This is a genomic window from Serratia sp. JUb9, assembly GCF_014298095.1.
GTDB lineage: Bacteria > Pseudomonadota > Gammaproteobacteria > Enterobacterales > Enterobacteriaceae > Serratia_B > Serratia_B rhizosphaerae.
In genome coordinates this window covers 1,415,812-1,439,750 of sequence record NZ_CP060416.1, presented here as the reverse complement: position 1 = coordinate 1,439,750, position 23,939 = coordinate 1,415,812, and the positions used below count along the sequence as shown (strand labels likewise).

Sequence of the window (23,939 nt, the reverse complement as noted above, 5' to 3'; positions counted from 1 at the left end):
GATTCAGCCCCATCGTGCCGATACTCATAGTGGCTCGGCTTGATACCTGACAGGGAGCCATTTCATGGTGATGCAAAATTATAAGGTAATGATCGTCGATGACCATCCGCTGATGCGGCGCGGCATCAAACAGCTGCTGGGGCTGGATCCGCAGTTCAGCACCATCGCCGAAGCCAGTAATGGCAACGAGGCCATTGCGCTGGCGGCACAGAAACAGCCGGATATCATTCTGCTGGACTTAAACATGAAGGGGCTTTCCGGGCTGGATACGCTGAAGGCGCTGCGTGACGACGGCGTCGATGCGCGCATCGTGGTGCTGACCGTCTCGGACGCGCGCAGCGACGTGTACGCCCTGATCGACGCAGGCGCGGACGGCTATCTGCTCAAAGACAGCGAGCCGGAACAGCTGCTGGAAGATATCCGCGCGGCGGCGGAAGGCAACAATGTGATCAGCGAAGCGATCGCCGGCTACCTCGCCTCCCGCAGCGAGCAGCACGATCCTTTCGCCGAACTGACCGAGCGCGAGCTGGACGTACTGCAGGAAGTGGCGCGCGGCATGTCAAACAAAGAGGTCGCCGCGCAGCTGCATATTTCCGAAGAAACGGTGAAGGTGCATATCCGCAATATGCTGCGCAAGCTGGATGTCCGCTCGCGCGTCGCCGCCACGGTGATGTATCTGGAACACAAAAGCCAGTAACTCTGCGGGCCGCAGCCCATCAGGCGATAGCGTCAAGCAGGGCCTGATGGTGCTGATGAACCCAGCTTTTATTCAACGGTCCCCAGCTTTCCAGCTGATAATAACCATCGTTATTGCGTACGCCCTGCTGCACAAACTGCAGCTCCACGCCCAGCCCGGGCAAGGCTTTCAGCACATCCTGCAGCGTGCGGCGCGGCCAGCCGGTCAGTTCCATCAGTTTGGGAACATTGGGACGTTCGCTGTGGCTAATCAGCCAGCATAAATACAAGCGGCGGGCGAATACCGGGTTTAATTCCATGGTTTGCTCCAGCGTCGGGGGAATTTTTCCGCATCCGGCCTCAAACAGTCTGCGTTCTGATGCGGAACGTGCTAACTACCGTTTTTTACACTATCTCCTTTTTTTCTCCACGCTTTCCCTGCCCATCCCGAGTAAAGTGCAATAGCCTCGGGATCCTTCCCGGGCTCTGAAAAACGCAACGTTGGTGCGTAATAAAGATAGAACAAGTCATAACGAGGTTCGCGCTGCATGGCCAATTTTTTTATTGATCGCCCGATTTTCGCCTGGGTGCTGGCAATTATTCTTTGCCTCACGGGCGCCTTGGCGATTTATTCATTGCCGGTGGAACAGTACCCTAACCTGGCGCCGCCTAACGTGCGCATCAGTGCGAATTACCCCGGCGCCTCCGCCCAGACGCTGGAAAATACCGTCACGCAGATTATCGAACAGAATATGACCGGCCTCGACAATATGATGTATATGTCGTCGCAGAGCACCAACACCGGGCGCGCCACGGTAACCCTGACCTTTGAGGCCGGCACCGACCCCAACGAGGCGATGCAGCAGGTGCAGAACCAGCTGCAGACCGCGGTCAAGCGGCTGCCGCAGGCGGTGCAGCAGCAGGGGGTGACGGTCTCCAAATCCGGCGACACCACGCTGATGATGGTGGCCTTCGTCTCCACCGACGGCAGTATGGATAAACAGGACATCGCCGACTATATCGTCTCCAACCTGCAGGATCCGCTCAGCCGCATCAACGGCGTCGGCAGTATGGACGTGTACGGCTCGCAGTACGCCATGCGTATCTGGCTCGATCCCGACAAGCTTAACAGCTACGCCCTGACCACCACCGACGTGGTCAACGCCATCCAATCACAGAATGCCCAGGTGGCCGTCGGCCAGGTCGGCGGCACGCCGTCGGTCGATAAGCAGGCGCTGAACGCCACCATCAACGCCCAGTCGCAGTTGCAGACGCCGCAGCAGTTCCGCGATATCACCCTGCGCGTCAATCAGGACGGTTCGCTGGTCACCCTCGGCAACGTCGCCACCATTGAGTTAGGCGGCGAAAACTACGACTACCTCAGCCGCTACAACGGCATGCCGGCGGCAGGGATGAATATCAAGCTCGCCTCCGGCGCCAACGAACTGCAAACCGACGAGCTGGTAAAAGCCAAAATCGACGAACTGTCGCAGTATTTCCCGCGCGGGCTGGAGGCCAAGGTCGCCTACGAAACCACTCCGTTCGTCAAAGCCTCGATCAAAGACGTGGTGAAAACCCTGCTGGAAGCGGTACTGCTGGTGTTCCTGGTGATGTATCTGTTTATGCAGAACTTCCGCGCGACGCTGATCCCGACCATCGCCGTGCCGGTGGTGCTGCTCGGCACCTTTGCCATCCTCTCCGCCTTCGGCTTCAGCATCAATACCCTCACCATGTTCGCCATGGTGCTGGCGATCGGCCTGCTGGTGGATGACGCCATCGTGGTGGTGGAGAACGTCGAGCGCGTGATGAGCGAAGAAGGCCTGCCGCCGCGCGAGGCCACGCGCAAATCGATGGGGCAGATCCAGAGTGCGCTGGTCGGCATTGCGCTGGTGCTGTCGGCGGTATTTATCCCGATGGCGTTCTTCGGCGGCACCACCGGCGCCATCTACCGCCAGTTCTCCATCACCATCGTCTCTTCCATGGTGCTGTCGGTGCTGGTGGCGATGATTCTGACCCCGGCGCTGTGCGCCACGATGCTCAAACCGATCGCCAAAGGGCATCATCATGGCAAACGCGGTTTCTTCGGCTGGTTCAACCGCATGTTCAACCGCAACACGATGCGCTATGAGCGCGGCGTGGCGCGCGTGCTGCATCACGGCGTGCGTTACCTGCTGATTTATCTGCTGCTGCTTGGCGGCCTGGCGCTGCTGTTTATCAAACTGCCGACCTCCTTCCTGCCGCTGGAGGACCGTGGCGTCTTCACCGTGCAGGTTCAGCTGCCGACCGGCTCTACCCAGCAACAAACCAGCAAAGTGGTGGAGAAAGTGGAAAACTATCTGCTGACGGCGGAGAAAAACGACGTGCTGTCGGTGTTCGCCATCATCGGCGCCGGTCCCGGCGGCAACGGCCAGAACGTGGCGCGGCTGTTTGTGCGCCTGAAAGACTGGGAGCAGCGCGGCGCCGGCGAATCGGCCTTCGATATCATCGCCCGCGCCGGCGAAGCCTTCAAAAACATCAAAGAAGCGCGGGTGATCGCCAGCAGTCCGCCGGCTATTAGCGGCATGGGCAGCTCATCCGGCTTTGATATGCAGCTGGAAGATCACGGCGGCCTCGGGCACGTCAAGCTGATGGCCGCCCGCGACCAGCTGCTGCAGCTGACGGCGGAAAGCCCGCTGCTGTCGCGCGTGCGTCACAACGGCCTGGACGACAGCCCGCAGTTGCAGATTGACATCGACCAGCGTAAGGCGCAGGCGCTGGGGGTTAACGTAGATGATATCAATAATACGCTCTCCACCGCCTGGGGCTCCACCTACGTCAATGACTTCGTTGACCGCGGCCGGGTGAAAAGAGTGTATGTGCAGGCCGCTGCGAAATTCCGCATGCTGCCGGAAGACATCAACAAATGGTATGTCCGCAACAGCAGCGGCGGCATGGTGCCCTTCTCGGCCTTCGCCACCAGCCGCTGGGAATACGGCTCGCCGCGCCTGGAACGCTATAACGGCAGCGCGTCGGTAGAAATCGTCGGCGAAGCCGCCGACGGCATCAGCAGCGGCACCGCGATGGATGAAATGGAGCGGCTGGTCAAACAGCTGCCGAACGGCTTCGGCCTGGAATGGACCGCCATGTCCTATCAGGAACGCCTGTCCGGCGCGCAGGCGCCGGCGCTGTACGCCATCTCGCTGCTGGTGGTGTTCCTGTGTCTGGCGGCGCTGTATGAAAGCTGGTCGATTCCGTTCTCCGTGATGCTGGTGGTGCCGCTGGGAGTGATTGGCGCCGTGGCCGCCACCTGGCTGCGCGGGCTGGAGAACGACGTTTATTTCCAGGTCGGTCTGCTGACGATTATCGGGCTGTCCGCCAAGAACGCGATTCTGATTGTCGAATTCGCCAATGAGCTGCATCAGCAGGGCAAAGAGCTGACCGCCGCCACGCTGGAGGCCGCGCGCATGCGCCTGCGTCCGATTCTGATGACCTCGCTGGCCTTTATCTTCGGCGTGCTGCCGATGGCCACCAGCCAGGGCGCCGGCTCCAGCAGCCAGCATGCGGTCGGCACCGGGGTAATGGGCGGGATGATCTCCGCCACCCTGCTGGCGATTTACTTTGTGCCGCTGTTCTTCGTGCTGGTACGCCGCCGCTTCCCCGGCCGGCAAAAAATCCTGCCGCCGGCGGAGCATAGCGACGGCTAATTCTTAAAAAACGGCAGCGGTTTTCGCTGCCGTTTTGTTTTCCTGTATGCATACGGAGCAACATCCATGATGTCTGTTCCCGTCGTAACACGAATGGCGAACTATCTTTCGATGCCATGCCGCATTGCCGCAGTACTACCACCGTCGATCTCTTCCCTTCTGACCCTTAGGGCAAGCCCCCCCGCAAAAGAGCGAAACACCACTATTCCACTTGATTTACATGGTTAATCAACAGACAATCTCAGCCTATTGATTATATTCAGGATTGATCTGATGGAACCAGTCTCTCCCTATTCTCTGACAATCAACAACAGCCCGGTAAGTCCCGATGTACTGCGTTTTCGTGGTACTGAAGCACTAAGCCGCCCCTTCTCCTGGCGTATTGAGTTCACCACCCGGCAAGACGTGACAGGCAGTGACGTGCTGCTGAAGTACGCCAGTCTGTTGATGCGCGCCGGTAAGAGCGTGCATGGTGTTATCACCCGTTTTGAGTGGCTGGGGACCAGCCCTGACCAGTCGCACTACGCGGTGACGCTCTCTTCTCGCCTTTTCCTGCTGAACCTGACCCGGCGCTGTGCCGTATATCTGAATACCAGCGTGCCGGAACTTGTGGAGCGAATACTGCGGGCCCACGGGTTGGAGGGGGCGGATTTCAATTTCAGGCTTGAACAAAGCTACCCTCAGCGGGAGCTGATAACGCAGTGGCGGGAAACCGATCTCGAATTTATCCAACGCCTGCTGGCAGAGGTGGGGATCTGGTATCACTGCGGAGTGAGTGAGATTACCGGGCTGGATACCGTGACCTTGGCCGACAGCCAGCAGTTCTACCAGTTTGGAGAACATCTGCCGTACCAAGAGCCGTCTGCGTTGTATGACGGTGCCGCCGAATCTGTCTGGGGTCTGCGCACCTGGCACCACACGGTGGCCGGGTTGGTCCGCACCCGCGATTACAACTACCGCGCGGCGGCTACGCCAATGGATTCGACTGTGGTAGTCCGCAACGAGGCCGTCACTACCGGGGAACATTACCGCTATGGCGGCCCGTTTCTGGCAGTTGGCGATGACAGCGAGCCGGAAACCGAAAGCGGGGCTTTTTATGCCCGACTTCACCATGAGCGTGAACTGAATCAATCTGTCCGCCTGCATCTGTTCAGCAACGCCTGCGGCCTGACACCGGGTCAGGTACTGGAAACCTCAGGCAGCACAATTCACGCCCTCAGTGACGGGGTACTCATTACCTTCACTTCTTTCTGGGCCTCCCGCGATTCACGCCTGCATATTTCGGTCTGGGGGATGCCTTACAGCGAACGGTTCTGCTTTCGCCCTACTGAAATCCCCCGCCCGGTCATTCACGGCACGCTGCCAGCGCGGATTGAAAGCCGGGAGCAAGGCGACACTTACGCCCATCTGGACAACGTCGGCCGTTACCGGGTGAAGCTGGACTTCAGCCATGAGGATGCCGAACCGGGCTACAACTACCTGTGGATCCGTCAGGCCAAGCCCTATTCCGGCGAGAGTTACGGCTGGCACACGCCACTGATTGACGGTACCGAAGTCGGTATTGCCTATGACGACGGCGATATCGACCGCCCGTATATCGCCCACGCGTTCCACGACTCAGCCCACCAGGACATCGTCACCCGCGAGAACCGCAGCCAGAACATCCTGCGCACGGCGGCAGACAACGAACTGCGGATGGAAGACCAGCGCGGGCAGGAGCACATCGCACTGAGCACGCCATTTGGCAGCACGCAGCTCAATCAGGGACATATCGTTGATCGGCAGAACACACAGCGCGGCTCCGGCTTTGAACTCAGAACCGATGAATACGGTGTAATCCGCGTAGCAAAAGGATTGTTTATCACCGCCGACGGGCAGCAAAAAGCGGCAGGTGAAGTGCTGGATATGGCAACGGCCCTTAATGAAATTACACTCTGCCGGCAGCAGCTGCAAGCGCTGGCGGCCGCCGCCGAACAGGCACAGGCGCTGGAGGCGGATATCGCCAGCCAGATAGCGATGTTCGACCAGCGCCTGCAACCGCTGAACGCGATGATCCATTTCCACGGCCCGCAGGGCGTGGCGTTCACCAGTGGCGAACATATGCAGCTGACCGCCGGTAACAATGTGGCGATGAACGCTGCGGGGGATTTCAGCAGCGGGTCGCAGGGCAACACCGCCATACTGGCCGGCGAAAGTGTCGGCCTGTTCGCACGCACGGGTTCACTGACGCTGAACGCCAGCGAAGGTCCGCTGCAAATCCAGGCGCAGAACGGCGCAATGCACATCAGCGCAGAGCAAAGACTGAGTCTGATATCGGCCAGTGACATGCTGTTTGCGGGCAAGAAGAAAGTGACCTTAATTGGCGGCGGCAGCTACCTGAAAATCGAAGGCGGGAAGATAGAGTACGGCACGGATACGACCTATACGCGGAAAATAAAGCGGACTCACCTTACAAGGCCAACGGCAATGCCCGTATCATTTCCGCTGATGGGCACTTCGCATATTTATTCCGCCGTTTACCAGCTCCGTGATGAACAGGGCAATATTCTGGCAGGGGTACCTTACCACCTGAAAACAGCGTCCGGGCAGCTCGCAACAGGCTACAGTGACGATGAGGGCTGGACCGTGCCGGTTTATACCCCGGAACAGGAAGACGTGGAGCTGCATATTGTGCAGAGCAAGCCGGCACCGAAAGAAACCATGTGGTTTATCGGTGATGAGGACAATCAGCAACTGGCAACCGAACTCAGGGAGAAGATGTCATGACCATGCCCGATTTACCCGCCCCCCCGACAGCGGATATCCCCACCGGGACGAACAATAAGGTCTGGGACTGCACGACAACCGGCGTTGAAATGACCGAGAAGCAGTCCCGACTGCCGACCCCGGATAACCGTCAGTATCTGCACATCAAAGTGGAATACGCCATGCGTTTTCCTCGCTTATCCGCTGAAATTCGCCGCGACGGCAGAAGCTATCAGATGAGCCTCAAGCAACTGATGCTGAGCGGGCTTATCCGGCTGGATGAAATCGCCCATAATTATCAGTGGTGGTATAAGGCCGAAGTGCCGTTCGATATGCGGACCATACCACCACGCCCGTTCCTCAGCAGTACGTTACTTGCAGAAGGCCCCGGAAGACGGCATACCACCAACCCCTTTCCGGTGCCGGGCAAGGGCATCTACCGTCGCCCCGATATCATTATCGTGAAGAACAAATACGACCGCTGGCCGGGGCTGGCAGGGCCGGATGCAGAAGGCCAGATGCATGTGGATAATCTGGAACGGCTGGTTGAGGTCAAGTTTCCGGGGGATAGTCTGGACGAGGAGCAATACGGAGATTACATGAAAATTGTGGGCAGAAATCGCGAGCGTATGACCATTCTGGAGATCCACGACTGTCGTCCTGAGGAACAGCAGTGGGTTGACCAGGTGGTCAACGTGACGATGAAAGCCTGGCAGACCAACGGGGCGAAATACTGGCCGCTGTTCCTCTACCCACCGATCTTTACTCCCCGGCCTCCGGCTCTCCCCACTCCGGCGAAGATAGAACCGTGGAGCTATATTGGGAAAACCGTTGCCGACCTCAGTGAAGGGATCGTTAACAACGTCGCCGCAGGCTGGAATGCCCTGTCAGACGAGATGCAACAGACGCTGAGCCAGGTTGCCGGCTGGCTGAATGACAAAGGTGAATGGGTCTATTATCAGGGGAGCCAGGTATGGCAGTGGGTCAGCGGTACAGGACTGCGCGTGGCATCGTGGACGGACGAACAGCTCAGAGCGGCATGGTCGGCGATACAGCAAGCGACTGATATAACGCTGGAGATGTTAAAACAGGTCGACTGGGTACAGGTACTGACGGATGTGGCGATTACTGTCGGTGTGGTGCTGGTCGCTGTCGGCGTGGGGGGGCTGGTGGTGACGCTGGGCATCCCGGAAGCCCTGCTGGCGGCATTTTTGCTGATTGTCCGTCTGGCGATCGCTGCGTGGGAAACTCTGGCGGCAGTACTGGGCGCCGGAGCGGTCGGCACACTGGCAACGCAATAAGGAATAATGATGGAACTGAAGGATTTTGAGCTGAATTATATCGAGCAGTGGTTGCCGGAAGCCTCGGTGAAGTACCAGGATGGCAGCCCGGCCGTTAACCTTGGGCTGATTATCACCGTGTTTTTTAAAGACGGCCATACCCCAGAAGTTCTTCGTAAGATGGTGGAATGTGTGGATCGCTTCTACGGTGAATTTAAACTGCACCTGAAGAAAACGGTATATGGAAAAAAATGGGTCGGGATTACAGAAAATAACTATCAGAAAAAGCGGCAACAACTTTTGGAGCTAACAGAAGAAGAAACTGCGTCTTGGTATCTGGGGGGAGCAGAGAAGGATTATCAGGCATCGGACTACAGCGTGTTAGTGATGAATACGCGAATTTTTCATAACGATAATGATCGCTCGGTAATCAAACTAACCTTTCCGCTGTCACTGCTGAAAGAGCCTGATGGCAAGGAACGCTATCAATCCTGGCTGATGTGGCTGTGCGATACCTTTTCGGTTGAAAGTGGTTATGCAGGTCTATCTTTCGTTCTACCTTATGCCCGTGAAAAGATGTTTCCCTATGAATATGCACTGGCCCTGCGCTTTCCTGGCGTAATGGTGGACTCTCTGGGAACACTGGAAGGTGGTGAGGCCCTGGAAGGTGTAAAAGGAGCCTGCTGGTATACCATTCTGGGTAATCCATGGCTGGAAAAAATCGGTGGTGTGAAGACACTGGCTCACCGTCTGGCGAAAACGCCAGAAATAGAGCTGCTGCCCTATAACAACGGCATTATCCTCAAGGCCGGAGCACTGCCGCCAGCGCTGGGTGAAACAAAAACCGAAGCCCTACCGCCGTTGCTGGTAAAAGTAAACCAGTTGATTAAACCCATCCGGCAGGACGGTCATAACGGACTGCATTTTTACTCCGAACATGAAAATTTCCAGTTTGAGCAAGAGTCCTCCATGGCGTGGTTTGCCCGCTTCGATAAAGCCAGTGCGGAACTGGATAAGGAGAAGGAGGATGAAGGCAAATCATTTGAGCCGGTGCGTATCACCTGCTGGAGCGGCGTGGTTGCTCCGTTTGCCGGACGCTGGGCGACCATTGTCAACGGTACTATACAGTACGCTCAAATCCGGGTCGCGCAGGTTATGCCTGATTTTGAAGACAAACATGGCAATAAACACCGCGCCTGCTGGTCGCTGCTGGAGCGCGATGATGGCGGAGACGTCTTCGTTATAAGATCGGAATAAGGCCCGTCATAAATGGCTTGCCGGTGTGGTCGGCACGCTGGCAACGCAATAAGGAATAATGATGGAACTGAAGGATTTTGAGCTGAATTATATCGAGAAATGGTTGCCGGAAACCTCAGTGAAGTACCAGGATGGCAGCCCGGCAGTTAATCTCGGCCTGATTATCACCGTGTTTTTTAAAGACGGCCATACTCCCGAAGTCCGCCGTAAGATGGTGGGGTGTGTGGATCGTTACTACGAGGAATTTAAGCCATACCTGAAGAAAACTCTGACCCCTAAATGGGTTGGAATCACCGAAAAAAACTATCAAAAAAAACGACAGATGATCCTGGACTCATCTCCTGAAGAGATTTTTTCCTGGTACTTAGGGAGTGTTGAAACTGATTATCACGCACCTGAGTATGAAATACTTATCATGGGTAAACGGATTTTCCATAATGATAATGATCGCTCAGTGATTAAACTGGCATTCCCGTTATCACTACTGAAAGAGCCTGATGGCAAGGAACATTATCAGTCCTGGCTGATGTGGCTTTGTAATACCTTCAACGTTGAAAGTGGTTATGCCGGATTGTCCTTTATTCTGCCTTACGCGTTTGAGCGTATGTTCCCCTATGAATATGCACTGGCTCAGCGCTTTCCTGGCGTAATGGTGGACTCTATTGGCACTCTTGAAGGGACTGGAGCAGCTATCAGCCTGAAAGGAGCCTGCTGGTATACCATTCTGGGTAATCCATGGCTGGAAAAACTCGGTGGTGTGAAGACACTGGCTCACCGTCTGGCGAAAACGCCAGAAATAGAGCTGCTGCCCTATAACAGCGGCATTATCCTCAAGGCCGGAGCACTACCGCCAGCGCTGGGCGAAACGAAAACTGAAGAACTGCCGCCATTACTGGTAAAAGTAAACCAAACGATCAAACCAGTGCGTTTTAATGGCTCACGCTCGCTGCATTTCTACTCAGAGCACAATAACTTTCAGTTTGATAAAGAATCAACAATGAAGTGGTATAGACGCTTCGATGCGGCTAGTGCGGAGCTGGATAAGGAAGATGAAGGCAAATCATTTGAGCCGGTGCGTATCACCTGCTGGAGCGGCGTGGTTGCTCCGTTTGCCGGACGCTGGGCGACCATTGTCAACGGTACTATACAGTACGCTCAAATCCGGGTCGCACAGGTTATGCCTGATTTTGAAGACAAGCATGGCAATAAACACCGCGCCTGCTGGTCGCTGTTGGAGCGCGATGATGGCGGAGACGTCTTCGCTATAAGATCGGAATAAGGCCCGTCATAAATGGCTTGCCGGTGTGGTCGGCACACTGGCAACGCAATAAGGAATAATGATGGAACTGAAGGATTTTGAGCTGAATTATATCGAGAAATGGTTGCCGGAAGCCTCGGTGAAGTATAAGGACGGCAGTCCGGCGGTGAATCTTGGGCTGATTATCACCGTGTTTTTTAAAGACGGCCATACCCCGGAAGTTATTCGTAAGATGGTCGAATGTGTGGATCGTTACTATGGAGAGTTTAAACCTCACCTGAAGAAAACGGTATATGGAAAAAAATGGGTCGGGATTACAGAAAATAACTATCAGAAAAAGCGGCAACAGCTTTTGGAGCTGACAGAAGAAGAAACTGCGTCTTGGTATCTGGGGGGAGCGGAGAAGGATTATCAGGCATCGGACTACAGCGTGCTAGTGATGAATACGCGAATTTTTCATAACGATAATGATCGCTCGGTAATCAAACTAACCTTTCCGCTGTCACTGCTTAGAGAGTCGGAAGGTAAGGTACGCTATCAATCCTGGCTGATGTGGCTGTGCGATACCTTTTCGGTTGAAAGTGGTTATGCGGGTCTATCGTTCATTCTACCTTATGCCCGTGAAAAGATGTTTCCCTATGAATATGCACTGGCTCAGCGCTTTCCTGGCGTAATGGTGGACTCTATTGGCACTCTTGAAGGGACTGGAGCAGCTATCAGCCTGAAAGGAGCCTGCTGGTACACCATTCTGGGTAATCCATGGCTGGAAAAACTCGGTGGTGTGAAGACACTGGCTCACCGTCTGGCGAAAACGCCAGAAATAGAGCTGCTGCCCTATAACAGCGGCATTATCCTCAAGGCCGGAGCACTACCGCCAGCGCTGGGCGAAACGAAAACTGAAGAACTGCCGCCATTACTGGTAAAAGTAAACCAAATGATCAAACCAGTGCGTTTTAATGGCTCACGCTCGCTGCATTTCTACTCAGAGCACAATAACTTTCAGTTTGATAAAGAATCAACAATGAAGTGGTATAGACGCTTCGATGCGGCCAGTGCGGAGCTGGATAAGGAAGATGAAGGCAAATCATTTGAGCCGGTGCGTATCACCTGCTGGAGCGGCGTGGTTGCTCCGTTTGCCGGACGCTGGGCGACCATTATTAACGGTACTATACAGTACACTCAAATCCGGGTCGCACAGGTTATGCCTGATTTTGAAGACAAGCATGGCAATAAACACCGCGCCTGCTGGTCGCTGCTGGAGCGCGATGATGGCGGAGACGTCTTCGCTATAAGATCGGAATAAGGCCCGTCATAAATGGCTTTCCGGTGTGGTCGGCACCGAAGTGATGGGCGGGATAATTTCCGCTACCCTGCTGGCGATTTACTTTGTGCCGCTGTTCTTTGTGCTGGTGCGGCGCCGCTTCCCCCGGCCGGCAAAAACTCCTGCCGCCGGTGGAGCATAGCGACGGCTGATCCTTAAAGAAACGGCAGCGATTTTCGCTGCCGTTTTGTTTTCCCGTGTGCATACTGAACAACAGCAACACCGTTACCGCACATTAAGGAGCATCCATGGAAATCGTCACCGACCAACTGCGCTATCGCGTTGACTGGACGCGTCTGGCGGCCCTGCTGGAAGCCGCCGGGCTGGGCAAACGCGACCCGCAGCTGACCGAGCAGATCTACCACAACAATGCGTTTTGCTACTGGGGCTACCTGGACGGCGAGCTGATTGCCACCGCCCACGCCATCAGCGACCGCATTTCAGTGGCCTATCTGGCCGACGTGGCGATCCACCCGGATTTTCAGGGCCGAGGCTACGGCCGGCAGTTGATGGACCGCATCATGGACGACCTGGCGCCGCTCGGCAAAATATTTATCTACGCCGTACCCGACAAGCTGGCCTTCTATAAAAAGTACGGCTTCCACGATCTGACCACCGGCATGGTGTTTGCCGAAGGCGCGGCGCTCAGCCGGCTGCAGGATAATGGCTACGTGCGCTGAGTCTGATTATTCATCTTTTTAATCACCTCGCCGGCGGGATTAGCAAAATTTTACCGGCCGGCGTCCACGGCGTTTTTTTCACGTATTCTGCGCCTTTCAGAGCATTGTACGGTGGAACTCACCGCCTTTTTTCGGCATGCTGAACGCTAATTCTCGCTTTACCGCCGACGGCGGTTTTTTCACCGGTTATTCCCGGTGTTTCGTGGCAAAAAAAGGGCACAACACCATGACGTTGACCATGTACGGCATCAAAAACTGCGACACCATTAAAAAAGCACGCCGCTGGCTGGAAGAACAGGGCGTGGCGTACCAATTTCACGACTATCGCGCGGACGGGCTGAGCGAACAGCAGCTGCGCGGTTTTGTCGAGCTGCTGGGCTGGCAGCCGCTGCTGAACACCCGCGGCACCACCTGGCGCAAGCTGGACGAAGCGCAGCGCAACGCCTGCGACAATGCCGATGCGGCCATCGCCCTGATGCTGGCGCAGCCGGCCATCATCAAACGTCCGCTGCTGGACGACGGCAACGGCCACGCGCTGCTGGGCTTTAAGGCCGAGCAGTACCAACAATTTATTGCCGAGGTAACCGCATGATTTGCCCCGTAATCGATCTGGCGCAACAGTTAATCCGCCGCCCTTCCCTCAGCCCGCATGACGAAGGCTGCCAGGCGATGCTGATTGAGCGCCTGACGGCTATCGGCTTTACCGTCGAGCAGATGGATTTCGAAGATACGCAGAATTTTTGGGCCTGGCGCGGCGAAGGCGAGACGCTGGCGTTCGCCGGCCATACCGACGTGGTGCCGAGCGGCGATGAAAGCCGCTGGGACAACCCGCCGTTTGAGCCGACCATCCGCGGCGGCATGCTGTACGGCCGCGGCGCGGCCGATATGAAAGGTTCGCTGGCGGCGATGGTGGTCGCGGCCGAGCGCTTCGTCGCCGCTAACCCTGACCATCGGGGACGGCTGGCGTTTCTTATCACCTCTGACGAAGAGGCCAGCGCCACCCACGGCACGGTGAAAGTGGTTGAAGCGCTGATGGCGCGCAACGAACGTCTGGACTACTGTCTGGTCGGCGAGCCGTCCAGCACCGACCGCGTCGGCGATGTGGTGAAAAACGGCCGCCGCGGCTCCATCACCGCCAACCTGCGTATCCACGGCGTACAGGGCCACGTCGCCTATCCGCACCTGGCGGATAACCCGGTGCACCGCGCCATGCCGGCGCTGAATGAATTGGTAAGCATCGAATGGGATCGCGGCAACGACTATTTCCCGCCGACCAGCATGCAGATCGCCAATATCCAGGCCGGCACCGGCAGCAATAACGTCATCCCCGGTGAACTGTTTGTCCAGTTTAATTTCCGCTTCAGCACCGAACTGACCGACGCCATCATCAAACAGCGGGTCGAAGAGCTGCTGGAACGCCATCAGCTAAACTACAGTATCGAATGGCGTCTTTCCGGCCAGCCGTTCCTCACCCCGCGCGGCGCGCTGGTGGATGCGGTGGTTAACGCCGTTGAGTATTATACTGAGCTGACGCCGCAGCTGCTGACCACCGGCGGCACCTCCGACGGGCGCTTTATCGCCCAGATGGGCGCGCAGGTGGTGGAACTGGGGCCGGTCAACGCCACCATCCACAAAATCAACGAATGCGTGAACGCCGCCGATCTGCAGCAGCTCAGCCGGATGTATCAACGCATTATGGAGCAACTGATCGCATGATCACCCCGGAAATGCTAACCGGACGTTCAACCGAACATCTGGTGCCGCTGGTCGGCAACCACCGCCTGCAGCCGCAGGCGGTGCAGGCCTTTCTCGCCATGCAGCAGGCTGCCGCACAGGCAGGTTTTGACCTGCAGCCCGCCAGCACCTTCCGCGATTTCGACCGGCAGTTGGCGATCTGGAATGGCAAATTCTGCGGCGAGCGGCCAGTATTAGACAAAGAGAGCCGCCCGATGGATATCGGGCCGCTGTCGGCGGAAGAACGCTGCACCGCGATTCTGCGCTGGTCGGCGCTGCCGGGCGCCAGCCGCCACCACTGGGGCAGCGATTTGGATATCTACGATCCCACGCTGCTGCCGGCAGGCCAGAAACTGCAGCTGGAGCCGTGGGAGTATGAGGAAGGCGGCTACTTCGCGCCGCTGAACCAGTGGCTGACGGCGCATATGGCCGAGTTCGGCTTTTATCGCCCGTTTACCGAAGACGGCGACGGCGTGGCGGTTGAACCCTGGCACCTGAGCTATCGCCCGCTGGCGCAGCAGGCGGAGCATCTGCTGACGCCGGCGCTGCTGCTGGCAGCCTGGCAGGATAAGGACGTGGCCGGTAGCGAATGGCTGGCACAGCATTTGCCGGCGATTTTTTCGCGTTTTATACGCGCTGAAGGAAAGGTGTAAATATGCATTGGTTAGCAGATTACTGGTGGGTAATCCTCCTGGTACTGGTCGGGATGGTCATCAGCGGCATTAAGGAATTGCGCCGCGTCGACGTCAAAAAGTACCTGGCCGATAAGCCCGAACTGCCGCCACACCGTGATAACAACGCACAGTGGGACGACGAAGACGACTGGCCGAAAAAGAAATAATCTCAGGGCGCCCATACGGCGCCCTGTTTATTTATGGCCGGGCGGCGCTCCACTCACGCCAGCGGCGACAGTGCTGTTCATCCATCTGCGCCAACGCCTGAGCGGCTTCCTGCCGCCACTGGCGCAGCAACGCCTTCTGGCCGTTCACACGGCACTGCGTCACGCACTGCTCCACGGACAGCTGCTGCTGTAAGTGCGCGCGCAACGCCGGCAACGGCAACGTGCTGTGCAGCAGCAGACGCTGCAGCGCGCCAAGGCTGGCCTCCAGCGGTCGGTGGGCAAAGGCAAAGCCCGCCAGCTCACGCCAGTCATCTTCATTGAGCTGCGGATCGCCATCGTCGCCGGGGATTGCCAGCGTCAGCGCAATGCGCTGCTGCAGCCAGCGCCAGTCGCGCGCCAGGTGCTTACGCGCCGCCTGGCACAGCATTTCGCCCTGCTCGCTGAGCGGCAACAGCGCCATCACGCTGTAGCAGCCGCTGCTGGCCTCCGGCCGGCTGCCGATGCGCACCAACTCAAAGCCGCAGCCCTGCCAGAAGCGCCACAGCGGCTCGGTGTAGCCAAAGCTGACGGACAGGTAATCCAGCCCCTGCGCCTGCCGGCGCTGCTGCTCAATCAGCCGGCGGGCAATGCCCTGCCGGCGCAGCGCCGGCAGCACCGCCACGCGGGTAATACGGCGCGACCGCAGGGTCGGCGCCCACCACTGGCCGCCGTGCGCCGCCAGCGACTGCGCCACCAGACTGCCGCGCGGACGCCGCCGTCCGGCCCACACCTCGTGAGCCAGCGCCGCGGGCAACCCGCCCTCTTCCGTCAGCCACAGCGCGCCCGCCACTTCGCCGTCCGCCTGCACGGCGGCGGCAAACTGCATACCCGGCGCATCCATCAGCCGCCGCAGATCAAGCGGCGAGGTGCGGTAATGGGCGCTGGTGAGCAAGGCGTAAAAGCGCTGCAGCAGCGCGTCATCGCCACACAGCTGCGGCTGCGTCAGCGGGCGATAGCCGATCGTCTGGCCGGCCGTCTGCCAGGGCGGCAGTTCGTTAAACAGCAGTGCGTCATCAATAATCCGCTCCAGCGCGTCACCGGCCGCCCAGCGCATCGGCTGTTGCAGACTCAGACCCTGCCACTGCGGCAGCGAGGCGCAAAATTTCAGCAGAAAACCTCGGCCGGTGCCTTCATAGCCCTGCACCGTGGTGGTCAGTAGAACCCGAGGGAAATAGGCAATCAGCTGTTGCAACAGCGGCGCGGGGATCGCCGCCGCCTCGTCAACCAGCAGCCAGTCGGCAACTGAGCTTCCCGGCTGCCGACAGTGCGCCAGCAGCGCGTCCGGCGCCCAGAACTGCGCGTTTCCCTGCGCCCACTGGCTGGCGACCTCGGTGGCCGCACGGCTGGGGCCGGTGATCCAACAGCTCTGCGCCGAACGCTGCACCAGCATGCCCGCCAGCGTCGATTTACCCCGGCCACGCGGTGCGGTCAGCACCCAGATGCCGCGCTCGCTCGCCAGCAGCCGCGTCAGCAAAGCCTGCTGTTCAGCGGTGGGTTCGCCGTTCGGCGCCTGCCAGTCCGGCCTTGCCGGCAGCGGCGCCAGTTGCAACGGCTGGCCCTGCCGCCAGATGCTCACTTCGGCGTCCGCCGTCAGTCGCTGCTGTAAGTGCATGATAAAATTCGGCGTGGCGATGGGCTGCGGGCTGTCGCTCCAGCGCAGGCTGTCGGCATCCGCGCGCTGCGGCCAGCTTTGCCACGGCGGCGTCAGCAGCAGCAGCCAACTGCCGGCGCGCAGTACGCCGGCCAGTTGGGCCAGCGCCTCGACGTCCAGCCCGTCGCCGGCGTCAAACACCGCATGCAGCCGCTCCTGCCCCAGCATAGTACGCACTTCGCCGTGGTTCAGCGCCTGTGCGCCGTGCGGCGCCTCCCCGCCGCACCACGGCCAGTCGCCGGGCATGGTGGCCATCAGCCGTTGTGCCTGCTGGCAACACCAGTCGGCATCGCCGCTTAATACCAACAGCCGGCGGATGCCCTGCCGCTGCATACGCTGTTGCATAGTCGGTAACATAAGTGTTCAGCCCGGAGATAAAAAATGCCGGCGCGTTTGCGCCGGCATGTCGGTCAATATTAAAAACGGCGTGCTCAACGGCTGGCGAAGGTGTTGCAGCTGTTCGGATCGCCGCTGTCGAAGCCCTGTTTAAACCAGGTGTAACGCTGTTCGGAAGTGCCGTGGGTGAAGCTGTCCGGTACTACGCGCCCCTGGCTCTGCTGCTGCAGACGGTCATCGCCGATCGCCTGCGCCGCATTCAGCGCCGCCTGCAGATCGCCCTCTTCCAGCATCTGCTGTTTCTCGGCGTACTTGCCCCACACGCCGGCGAAGCAGTCAGCCTGCAGCTCCATTTTCACCGACAGGCGGTTAACCTCGGCCTGGCTGGCGCCCTGCTGCATCTGCCGCACCTTCGGCTCAATGCCCAGCAGGTTCTGCACGTGGTGGCCCACTTCATGCGCTACCACATACGCCTGGGCGAAGTCACCGCCGGCGCCCAGCTTATCTTTCATATCCTGATAGAACGACAGGTCGATATACACCGCTCTGTCGCCCGGGCAGTAAAACGGCCCCATCGCCGACTGGCCGGTGCCGCAGCGGGTAGACGTCACGCCGCGGTACATCACCAGCTTGGGCGGTTCATAGGTTTTGCCCATCCGCTGGAATACTTCTTTCCAGTTATCTTCGGTGGAGGCCAGCACCACCGAGGTAAATTTCGCCAGTTCGTCATCTTTCGGACTGATGTTGGCGCTCTGCTGCTGCGTTTGCGGCGTCACATCGCCGCCGGTCAGCAGCGGCGACAGGTCAATACCGTAATAACCGGCGACCAACACCACCACCAGCAGCACAATGCCGCCCTTGCCGCGGATCGGCGGACGGAAACCGCCGCCGCCCTGGCCTGAAGATTGCCCACGACGATCCTCAACATTGTCACTTTCCCGACGCCCTTGCCAACGCATAAGTAAACTCCAGATGAATTTTTTAATAATCGTAGGTAATTAGACGGCCGCCCGCAATAGCGAGTACGGTTTCGCCTGTCCTGCCAGTGACTACAGTATAAAGGTTTGCAACGGGGGGAAATGCAGAATTTTTCCGGAAATGGTGCTGAAATGACGGGACGCGCTTACCGCGTCCCGTTAGCGCGCGTAATTAATCCAGCGTTACGCCGATGCGGCGCGCCACTTCTTCATAGGCTTCGATCACGCCGCCCAGGCTCTGGCGGAAGCGATCTTTATCCATTTTATCCAGGGTGTTTTTGTCCCACAGACGGCTGCCGTCCGGTGAAAACTCGTCGCCCAGCACCACTTCGCCGTTGAACAGGCCAAACTCCAGCTTGAAGTCCACCAGGATCAGGCCGGCGTCGTCAAACAGTTTGCTCAGTACCTCGTTGGCGCGGTAGCTCAGCTCGCGCATACGCGCCAGGTGCTCTTTGCCGACCCAGCCGAAGGTTTCGCAGTAGGATTCGTTGACCATCGGGTCGTGCATCGCATCGTTTTTCAGGAATAGATCGAACAGCGGCGGGTTCAACTCCAGGCCTTCTTCAATGCCCAGACGCTTCACCAGCGAGCCGGCGGCGCGGTTGCGGATAACGCATTCGACCGGCACCATATCCAGCTTTTTCACCAGCACTTCGTTATCCGACAGCAGGCGTTCCATCTGCGTCGGGATGCCGGCTTCTTCCAGCTTGCTCATGATAAAGTGGTTGAACTTGTTGTTCACCATCCCTTTGCGATCGAATTGCTCAATGCGCTGACCATCCAGTGCTGACGTATCGTTACGGAATTCCAGCACCAACAGATCCGGATTTTCAGTGGTGTAGACCGTTTTTGCCTTGCCGCGATACAACTCAGCTAGCTTTTGCATCTTACTTACTCCAATAAAGAATAGTTCTAAAAAAATGCCTCAACGCACGGGCCTCTATTGTGCCAAAACTGCGACGCAAACGATACCGTATCAACAAAACAAAAAGGGGCCGTAGCCCCTTTTCGATTATTTTGCGCTGGTTTGACTAAACGCAGACTGGAATACCGACACCAGCGCGTCGTTCTGCGACTGGGTCAGCGGTTTCCCTTTGGTAGCAATAAACTGCAGGCTGGTGCGGTTGTTCAGATCCCCGACCTGCAGCTTGTAATCGCCTTCGGTCAGTTCTGGATCCTTCACGCCCAGCGCATCCCAGTCGCTGCTGCTCAGGGATTTGTAGGTCACGGCCACGGTGCCCTGCGGACGGCTGCGGTCGCCCACGCTCATGCCGACTTTTTCCAGCGCCGGCGGCAGACGGTCCCACACCACGGTGTACGGCGCACGCACGATCAGCACCGGCAGGCCGGTATCATCAGCGCCGCTCTGTACGTCCAGCGCGCCTGCTCGATTGGCGGTCTGGGCGTTAGCCAGGTTGTCCTGCTTGTCCAGCCCTTCCACCAGGGTGTTCATCATCATGCCGTTATAGCGCTGCACGTCAGACGGGTCGGTAACCTGTTCGGTTTTCCCCTGCTGCTGCAGGCCGACGCTTTTCACCACCAGCGCCTGCTGGTAACCCTGCTGCTGCACGCTGATCTGATAGCGGCCTTCGTACTGGTTGTCTTCATCCAGGCGGTTCCACTTCACCCAGTCGGTGGTCAACGTCTGAGCGGCGTCCTGACGGGAAGCGATGCTGATGTTTTTCGCCTGCAGTTGGCTGACCACGCGCGACCACAGATTCTGGTTTTGCGGGCTGTTCTCCAGCAGCAGCGTGCCGCTGTCGCCGGCGTACTGCGCGCGTGAACCGCTCAACAGGGCCAGAGGCTGCACCGGCGGACGAATGTCCAGCTGCTTGCCGACCAGGCCTTTGGCGGCGGTCTGCGGTACATCGTAGTTGCCATTTTGCACCGGCAGAATCATGCCGGCAGGCGCGTTCAGCGCTTTGAGCGGTGCCGAGTCGAGATAAGCCTCGTCGCCGCTAACCTGACGTTTGTAACGCTGATCGCTGGAACAGGCCGCCAGCATCATCACCAGGGAGATGCCGACAACTTTTGCCACCGTCGACTTTTGCAATGAATAAGCCATCAAATTTCCTTTAAGAGTTTCATCCCGTGCACCCTCGGCCGCAGCGTTTTACCGCGGCATCACGCACTCAGGGTTCAAGCAAACCGGCGCTTTTCAGCGCACGCTCAACAATCGGGCGGGCGGCGTCAGCCAGCGGCGTCATCGGCAGACGCATGGTGTCGTTGGCAATCAGGCCAAGCGCCTTGCAGGCCCACTTCACCGGAATCGGGTTCGCTTCGACAAACAGGTCCTGATGCAGCGGCATCAGGCGCTGGTTCAAACGGCGCGCGGCGGCGAAATCGCCCTGCGCGGCCAGCTGACAAAGCTGCGCCATGTCACGCGCGGCGATGTTGGCCGTCACGGATATTACCCCTTTACCGCCCAGTTGCATAAAGTCCAGACCGCTGGCGTCGTCGCCGCTCAGCAGAATGAAATCTTCATCATCAACCAGCAGTTGGATCTGACTAACGCGGCTTAAGTTCCCCGTCGCCTCTTTAATTGCGACAATATTTTTAATTTTGGCCAGCCGCGCCACGGTCGCCGGCAGCATATCGCAGCCGGTACGAGACGGTACGTTATACAGGATTTGCGGCAGATCGGTGCTGTCGGCAATCGCCTTGAAGTGCTGGAACAGCCCTTCCTGCGTCGGTTTGTTGTAATAAGGCGTCACCGTCAGGCAGCCTGCAACGCCGCTGCCGTTGAAACGCTGGGTCAGGGCGATCGCCTCGGCGGTGGCGTTGGCGCCGGTGCCGGCGATCACCGGAATGCGGCCGTCGGCCAGTTCCAGCGTCTGCAGGACCACGTCCACATGCTCATCATGGGCAAGCGTTGCCGACTCGCCAGTCGTCCCGACGGAAACAATTGCCGACGTCCCGGCGGCAACATGGTAATCAATCAGTTTTTTTAGGCTCGCACGATCGACGGCGCCCGCGTCGTCCATCGGCGTAACCAGCGCAACTATACTTCCCGTAAACATTGGCCGTCCCCTCCACAAACAAGTCACCCATGGTACTTTTGCTGCCTAACCAAAAGCAAGCAAACAACGGCGTTGTAAGCGCTTGGCAGGCGGTTTTTTTTATGTTTACCATGGTATACCCAAAATACGCGGCGTTGTATCCGCCGGCACGCGTATTCCATTGAGCACAACAGGAAGCCCCATGTCGCCACAGTCCGCTGAACACTATCTGGTGATTACCGCTCTCGGCGCCGACCGACCCGGTATCGTCAACACCATCACCCGCCACGTCAGTAGCTGCGGGTGCAATATCGAAGATAGCCGTCTGGCCATGTTGGGCGAAGAATTCACCTTTATTATGCTGCTGTCCGGCAGTTGGAACGCCATTACGCTGATCGAGTCGACCCTGCCGCAGAAAGGCGCCGAGCTTGAGCTGCTGATTGTGATGAAACGCACAAACTCGCACGAACGCCCGCCGATGCCGGCCACGGTCTGGGTGCAGGTGGAGGTGCAGGACTCGCCGCATATCATCGAGCGCTTTACCGACCTGTTCGACTCCAGCCAGATGAATATCGCCGAGCTGGTGTCGCGCACCCAGCCCGCCGAAGGCGATCGGCCGCCGCAGCTGTATATTCAGATTACCGCGCACAGCCCCGGCAAGGCGGATGCGTTAAATATTGAGCAAGCCTTCCATCGCCTATGTACAGAATTGAATGCGCAAGGCAGTATTAACGTCGTGAACTATCCACAGCATGATGAGAGAGATGGAGAGTAGTGATGAGCCCATTGAAAGCCGGTGATACAGCGCCGAAATTTAGTTTGCCTGACCAGGACGGTGAGGAAATTAGTTTGGCCGACTTCCAGGGACAGAAGGTTTTGGTTTATTTCTACCCGAAGGCCATGACGCCCGGTTGTACCGTGCAGGCCTGCGGTCTGCGCGACAACATGGATCAGCTGAAGCAGGTCGGCGTTGAAGTGCTGGGCATCAGCACCGACAAGCCGGAGAAGCTGTCCCGCTTTGCCGAGAAAGAGCTGCTGAACTTTACGCTGCTGTCTGATGAAAACCATCAGGTTGCCGAGCAGTTCGGCGTGTGGGGAGAGAAAACCTTTATGGGTAAAACCTATGACGGCATCCACCGCATCAGCTTCTTGATCGGCGCGGACGGCAAGGTGGAGAAAGTGTTCGACAGCTTTAAGACCACCAACCACCACGATATCGTGCTGGAGTATCTGCAGGCGCACTGAGTCTCACCGCCCTGATAACGCCAAAGGCCCCGGTTTCCGGGGCCTTTGCTTTATGGCAACGTCGTCTGACGGCCCGAGATAGCCGGGCCTGGCGTAACGAGGAGCGCAAGATTATTCGCTGTCGCGCTCGACCAGCATTTCATCCGGCCAGGCGTGGATCACCGCTTTTACCAGGGTAGCCAGCGGGATGGCGAAGAACACGCCCCAGAATCCCCACAGCCCGCCGAAAATAATCACCGCCAGAATAATCAGCAGCGGGTGCAGGTTGACCGCCTCCGAGAACAAAATCGGCACCAGCAGGTTGCCGTCCAGCCCCTGCACCACCAGATAGGCGATAATCAGCGTCCAGAAATCCGCGCCGACGCCCCATTGGAACATCGCCACCACCACCACCGGAATGGTGACCAGCACCGCGCCGATGTAGGGGATCAGCACCGAGAAACCGACCAGAACCGCCAGCAGCAGCGAGTAGCGCATGCCCAGCACCAGGAACACCAGATAGGTCGCCACGCCAACGATCACCATCTCCAGCACCTTGCCGCGGATATAGTTGGTGATCTGCTGATTCATCTCCGCCCACACCTGGCCGGCCAGCCCGCGATCGCGCGGCAGAATGCGGCGCACGCCGTTCAGCAGCTGCTCTTTGTCCTTCAGCAGGAAGAACATCATCATCGGCACCAGAATCAGATAGATCGCCAGCGTCAGCAGCCCTACCAGCGACGCCAGCGAGAACTTGACCACCGACTCGCCGACGCCGGACAGGCGGCTGCGCAGGTTCTCCGCCATCATATCGATGATGCCGGCGTCCACCAGCGCCGGGTAGCGCTTCGGCAGCGTCGCGGCAAAATTGTAGAACTGATTCACCATGCCCGGCAGGTCGGTCATCAGGTTCATGCCCTGCTGCCAGGCGGTCGGCGCCACCACAAACACCAGCAGCATGGCGATGCCGGCGAACACCAGCAGCATAAGGCTCGCCGCCCAGCTGCGGGAGCAGCCGATACGCTGCAGACGCGCGGTCGGCCACTCCAGCAGATAAGCCAGCACGATCGCCACCAACAGCGGCGTCAGAATGCCATGCAGAAAATAGAGAATGCAGAATCCGGCGACCAGTATCACCAGCAGGGCGATCGCCTGCGGGTCGGTGAAACGACGTCGGTACCACTGTAATAACATCTCCAACATCAGAGATTGCTCCTTGGGTCCATAACAGAGGAATCG

21 protein-coding genes and 1 pseudogene are annotated in these 23,939 nt (G+C 58.2%); 15 read left to right on the top strand and 7 right to left on the bottom strand.

From position 1 onward, the window contains the following. Positions 1–64: 64 nt before the first annotated feature. Complete coding sequence (gene narL, locus HF675_RS06765; protein ID WP_105232088.1) at positions 65–697, top strand: two-component system response regulator NarL; 633 nt, start codon at positions 65–67, stop codon at positions 695–697. Positions 698–716: 19 nt separating this feature from the next. Here the strand turns inward: narL and HF675_RS06760 are convergent, their stop codons facing one another. Beyond that, positions 717–995 carry a helix-turn-helix domain-containing protein gene (locus tag HF675_RS06760; RefSeq protein WP_187044301.1) on the bottom strand — a complete coding sequence of 93 codons (279 nt, stop codon included), beginning with the start codon at positions 993–995 and terminating at the stop codon, positions 717–719. Between the two features lie 228 nt (positions 996–1,223). Between HF675_RS06760 and acrD the strand changes: the two genes are divergently transcribed. The 12 genes and pseudogenes from acrD (at position 1,224) to HF675_RS06705 (ending at position 15,474) form a co-directional block, all read left to right on the top strand. Continuing rightward, entirely contained in the window at positions 1,224–4,358 is a 3,135-nt protein-coding gene (gene acrD / locus HF675_RS06755) for a multidrug efflux RND transporter permease AcrD (protein ID WP_187044300.1), read from the top strand. A 273-nt stretch (positions 4,359–4,631) separates the two neighbouring features. Further along, positions 4,632–7,124, top strand: coding sequence for a type VI secretion system Vgr family protein (locus tag HF675_RS06750; protein WP_187044299.1), 2,493 nt, complete (start codon positions 4,632–4,634; stop codon positions 7,122–7,124). Further along, positions 7,121–8,404 carry a VRR-NUC domain-containing protein gene (locus tag HF675_RS06745; protein WP_187044298.1) on the top strand — a complete coding sequence of 428 codons (1,284 nt, stop codon included), beginning with the start codon at positions 7,121–7,123 and terminating at the stop codon, positions 8,402–8,404. Before HF675_RS06750 ends, HF675_RS06745 begins: the two co-directional genes overlap by 4 nt. A 9-nt stretch (positions 8,405–8,413) precedes the next feature. Beyond that, on the top strand, positions 8,414–9,640 hold the full coding sequence (locus HF675_RS06740) for a DUF3396 domain-containing protein (RefSeq protein ID WP_187044704.1): 1,227 nt from the start codon (positions 8,414–8,416) through the stop codon (positions 9,638–9,640). Between the two features lie 61 nt (positions 9,641–9,701). Further along, entirely contained in the window at positions 9,702–10,919 is a 1,218-nt protein-coding gene (locus HF675_RS06735; protein ID WP_187044703.1) for a DUF3396 domain-containing protein, read from the top strand. Positions 10,920–10,980: 61 nt separating this feature from the next. After that, entirely contained in the window at positions 10,981–12,201 is a 1,221-nt protein-coding gene (locus HF675_RS06730; RefSeq protein ID WP_187044702.1) for a DUF3396 domain-containing protein, read from the top strand. A gap of 28 nt (positions 12,202–12,229) precedes the next feature. Further along, a pseudogene (locus HF675_RS23775) lies at positions 12,230–12,361 on the top strand (hypothetical protein); the annotation flags it as partial. Between the two features lie 106 nt (positions 12,362–12,467). Beyond that, positions 12,468–12,899, top strand: a complete 432-nt coding sequence (locus tag HF675_RS06725; RefSeq protein WP_015673327.1) for a GNAT family N-acetyltransferase — start codon at positions 12,468–12,470, stop codon at positions 12,897–12,899. 226 nt (positions 12,900–13,125) lie between these two features. Beyond that, positions 13,126–13,491 (top strand): ArsC family reductase, encoded by a 366-nt coding sequence (locus tag HF675_RS06720; RefSeq protein WP_054307807.1) that lies wholly within the window; start codon positions 13,126–13,128, stop codon positions 13,489–13,491. Further along, positions 13,488–14,615, top strand: a complete 1,128-nt coding sequence (gene dapE, locus HF675_RS06715) for a succinyl-diaminopimelate desuccinylase (protein ID WP_187044297.1) — start codon at positions 13,488–13,490, stop codon at positions 14,613–14,615. Before HF675_RS06720 ends, dapE begins: the two co-directional genes overlap by 4 nt. Continuing rightward, positions 14,612–15,286: a M15 family metallopeptidase gene (locus tag HF675_RS06710; RefSeq protein ID WP_187044296.1), complete on the top strand. Its 675-nt coding sequence runs from the start codon at positions 14,612–14,614 to the stop codon at positions 15,284–15,286. The genes dapE and HF675_RS06710 overlap by 4 nt, the downstream gene beginning before the upstream one ends. Positions 15,287–15,288: 2 nt before the next feature. Next, positions 15,289–15,474 (top strand): YpfN family protein, encoded by a 186-nt coding sequence (locus tag HF675_RS06705; protein ID WP_105232095.1) that lies wholly within the window; start codon positions 15,289–15,291, stop codon positions 15,472–15,474. A gap of 31 nt (positions 15,475–15,505) precedes the next feature. Here HF675_RS06705 and HF675_RS06700 read toward each other — a convergent pair whose 3' ends face one another. The 5 genes from HF675_RS06700 to dapA form a co-directional block, all read right to left on the bottom strand. Beyond that, positions 15,506–17,521: a tRNA(Met) cytidine acetyltransferase TmcA gene (locus HF675_RS06700; protein WP_187044295.1), complete on the bottom strand. Its 2,016-nt coding sequence runs from the start codon at positions 17,519–17,521 to the stop codon at positions 15,506–15,508. A gap of 74 nt (positions 17,522–17,595) precedes the next feature. Next, positions 17,596–18,459 (bottom strand): neutral zinc metallopeptidase, encoded by an 864-nt coding sequence (locus HF675_RS06695; RefSeq protein ID WP_111736657.1) that lies wholly within the window; start codon positions 18,457–18,459, stop codon positions 17,596–17,598. A 190-nt stretch (positions 18,460–18,649) separates the two neighbouring features. After that, a complete protein-coding gene (purC, locus tag HF675_RS06690; RefSeq protein ID WP_105232098.1) occupies positions 18,650–19,363 on the bottom strand; it encodes a phosphoribosylaminoimidazolesuccinocarboxamide synthase in 714 nt (237 codons plus the stop codon). Between the two features lie 126 nt (positions 19,364–19,489). Beyond that, positions 19,490–20,542 (bottom strand): outer membrane protein assembly factor BamC, encoded by a 1,053-nt coding sequence (bamC, locus tag HF675_RS06685; protein ID WP_111736656.1) that lies wholly within the window; start codon positions 20,540–20,542, stop codon positions 19,490–19,492. Positions 20,543–20,609: 67 nt separating this feature from the next. Further along, the gene (dapA, locus tag HF675_RS06680) at positions 20,610–21,497 is read right to left on the bottom strand and encodes a 4-hydroxy-tetrahydrodipicolinate synthase (protein WP_105232100.1); all 888 of its coding nucleotides are present in this window, start codon (positions 21,495–21,497) and stop codon (positions 20,610–20,612) included. Between the two features lie 181 nt (positions 21,498–21,678). Between dapA and HF675_RS06675 the strand changes: the two genes are divergently transcribed. Together HF675_RS06675 and bcp are read left to right on the top strand one after the other, a co-directional pair. Then, positions 21,679–22,251, top strand: coding sequence for a glycine cleavage system transcriptional repressor (locus tag HF675_RS06675; protein ID WP_105232101.1), 573 nt, complete (start codon positions 21,679–21,681; stop codon positions 22,249–22,251). Between the two features lie 2 nt (positions 22,252–22,253). Continuing rightward, on the top strand, positions 22,254–22,721 hold the full coding sequence (gene bcp, locus HF675_RS06670) for a thioredoxin-dependent thiol peroxidase (RefSeq protein ID WP_105232102.1): 468 nt from the start codon (positions 22,254–22,256) through the stop codon (positions 22,719–22,721). A 111-nt stretch (positions 22,722–22,832) separates the two neighbouring features. Here bcp and HF675_RS06665 read toward each other — a convergent pair whose 3' ends face one another. Next, positions 22,833–23,903, bottom strand: coding sequence for an AI-2E family transporter (locus HF675_RS06665; RefSeq protein WP_105232103.1), 1,071 nt, complete (start codon positions 23,901–23,903; stop codon positions 22,833–22,835). Positions 23,904–23,939 lie beyond the last annotated feature (36 nt).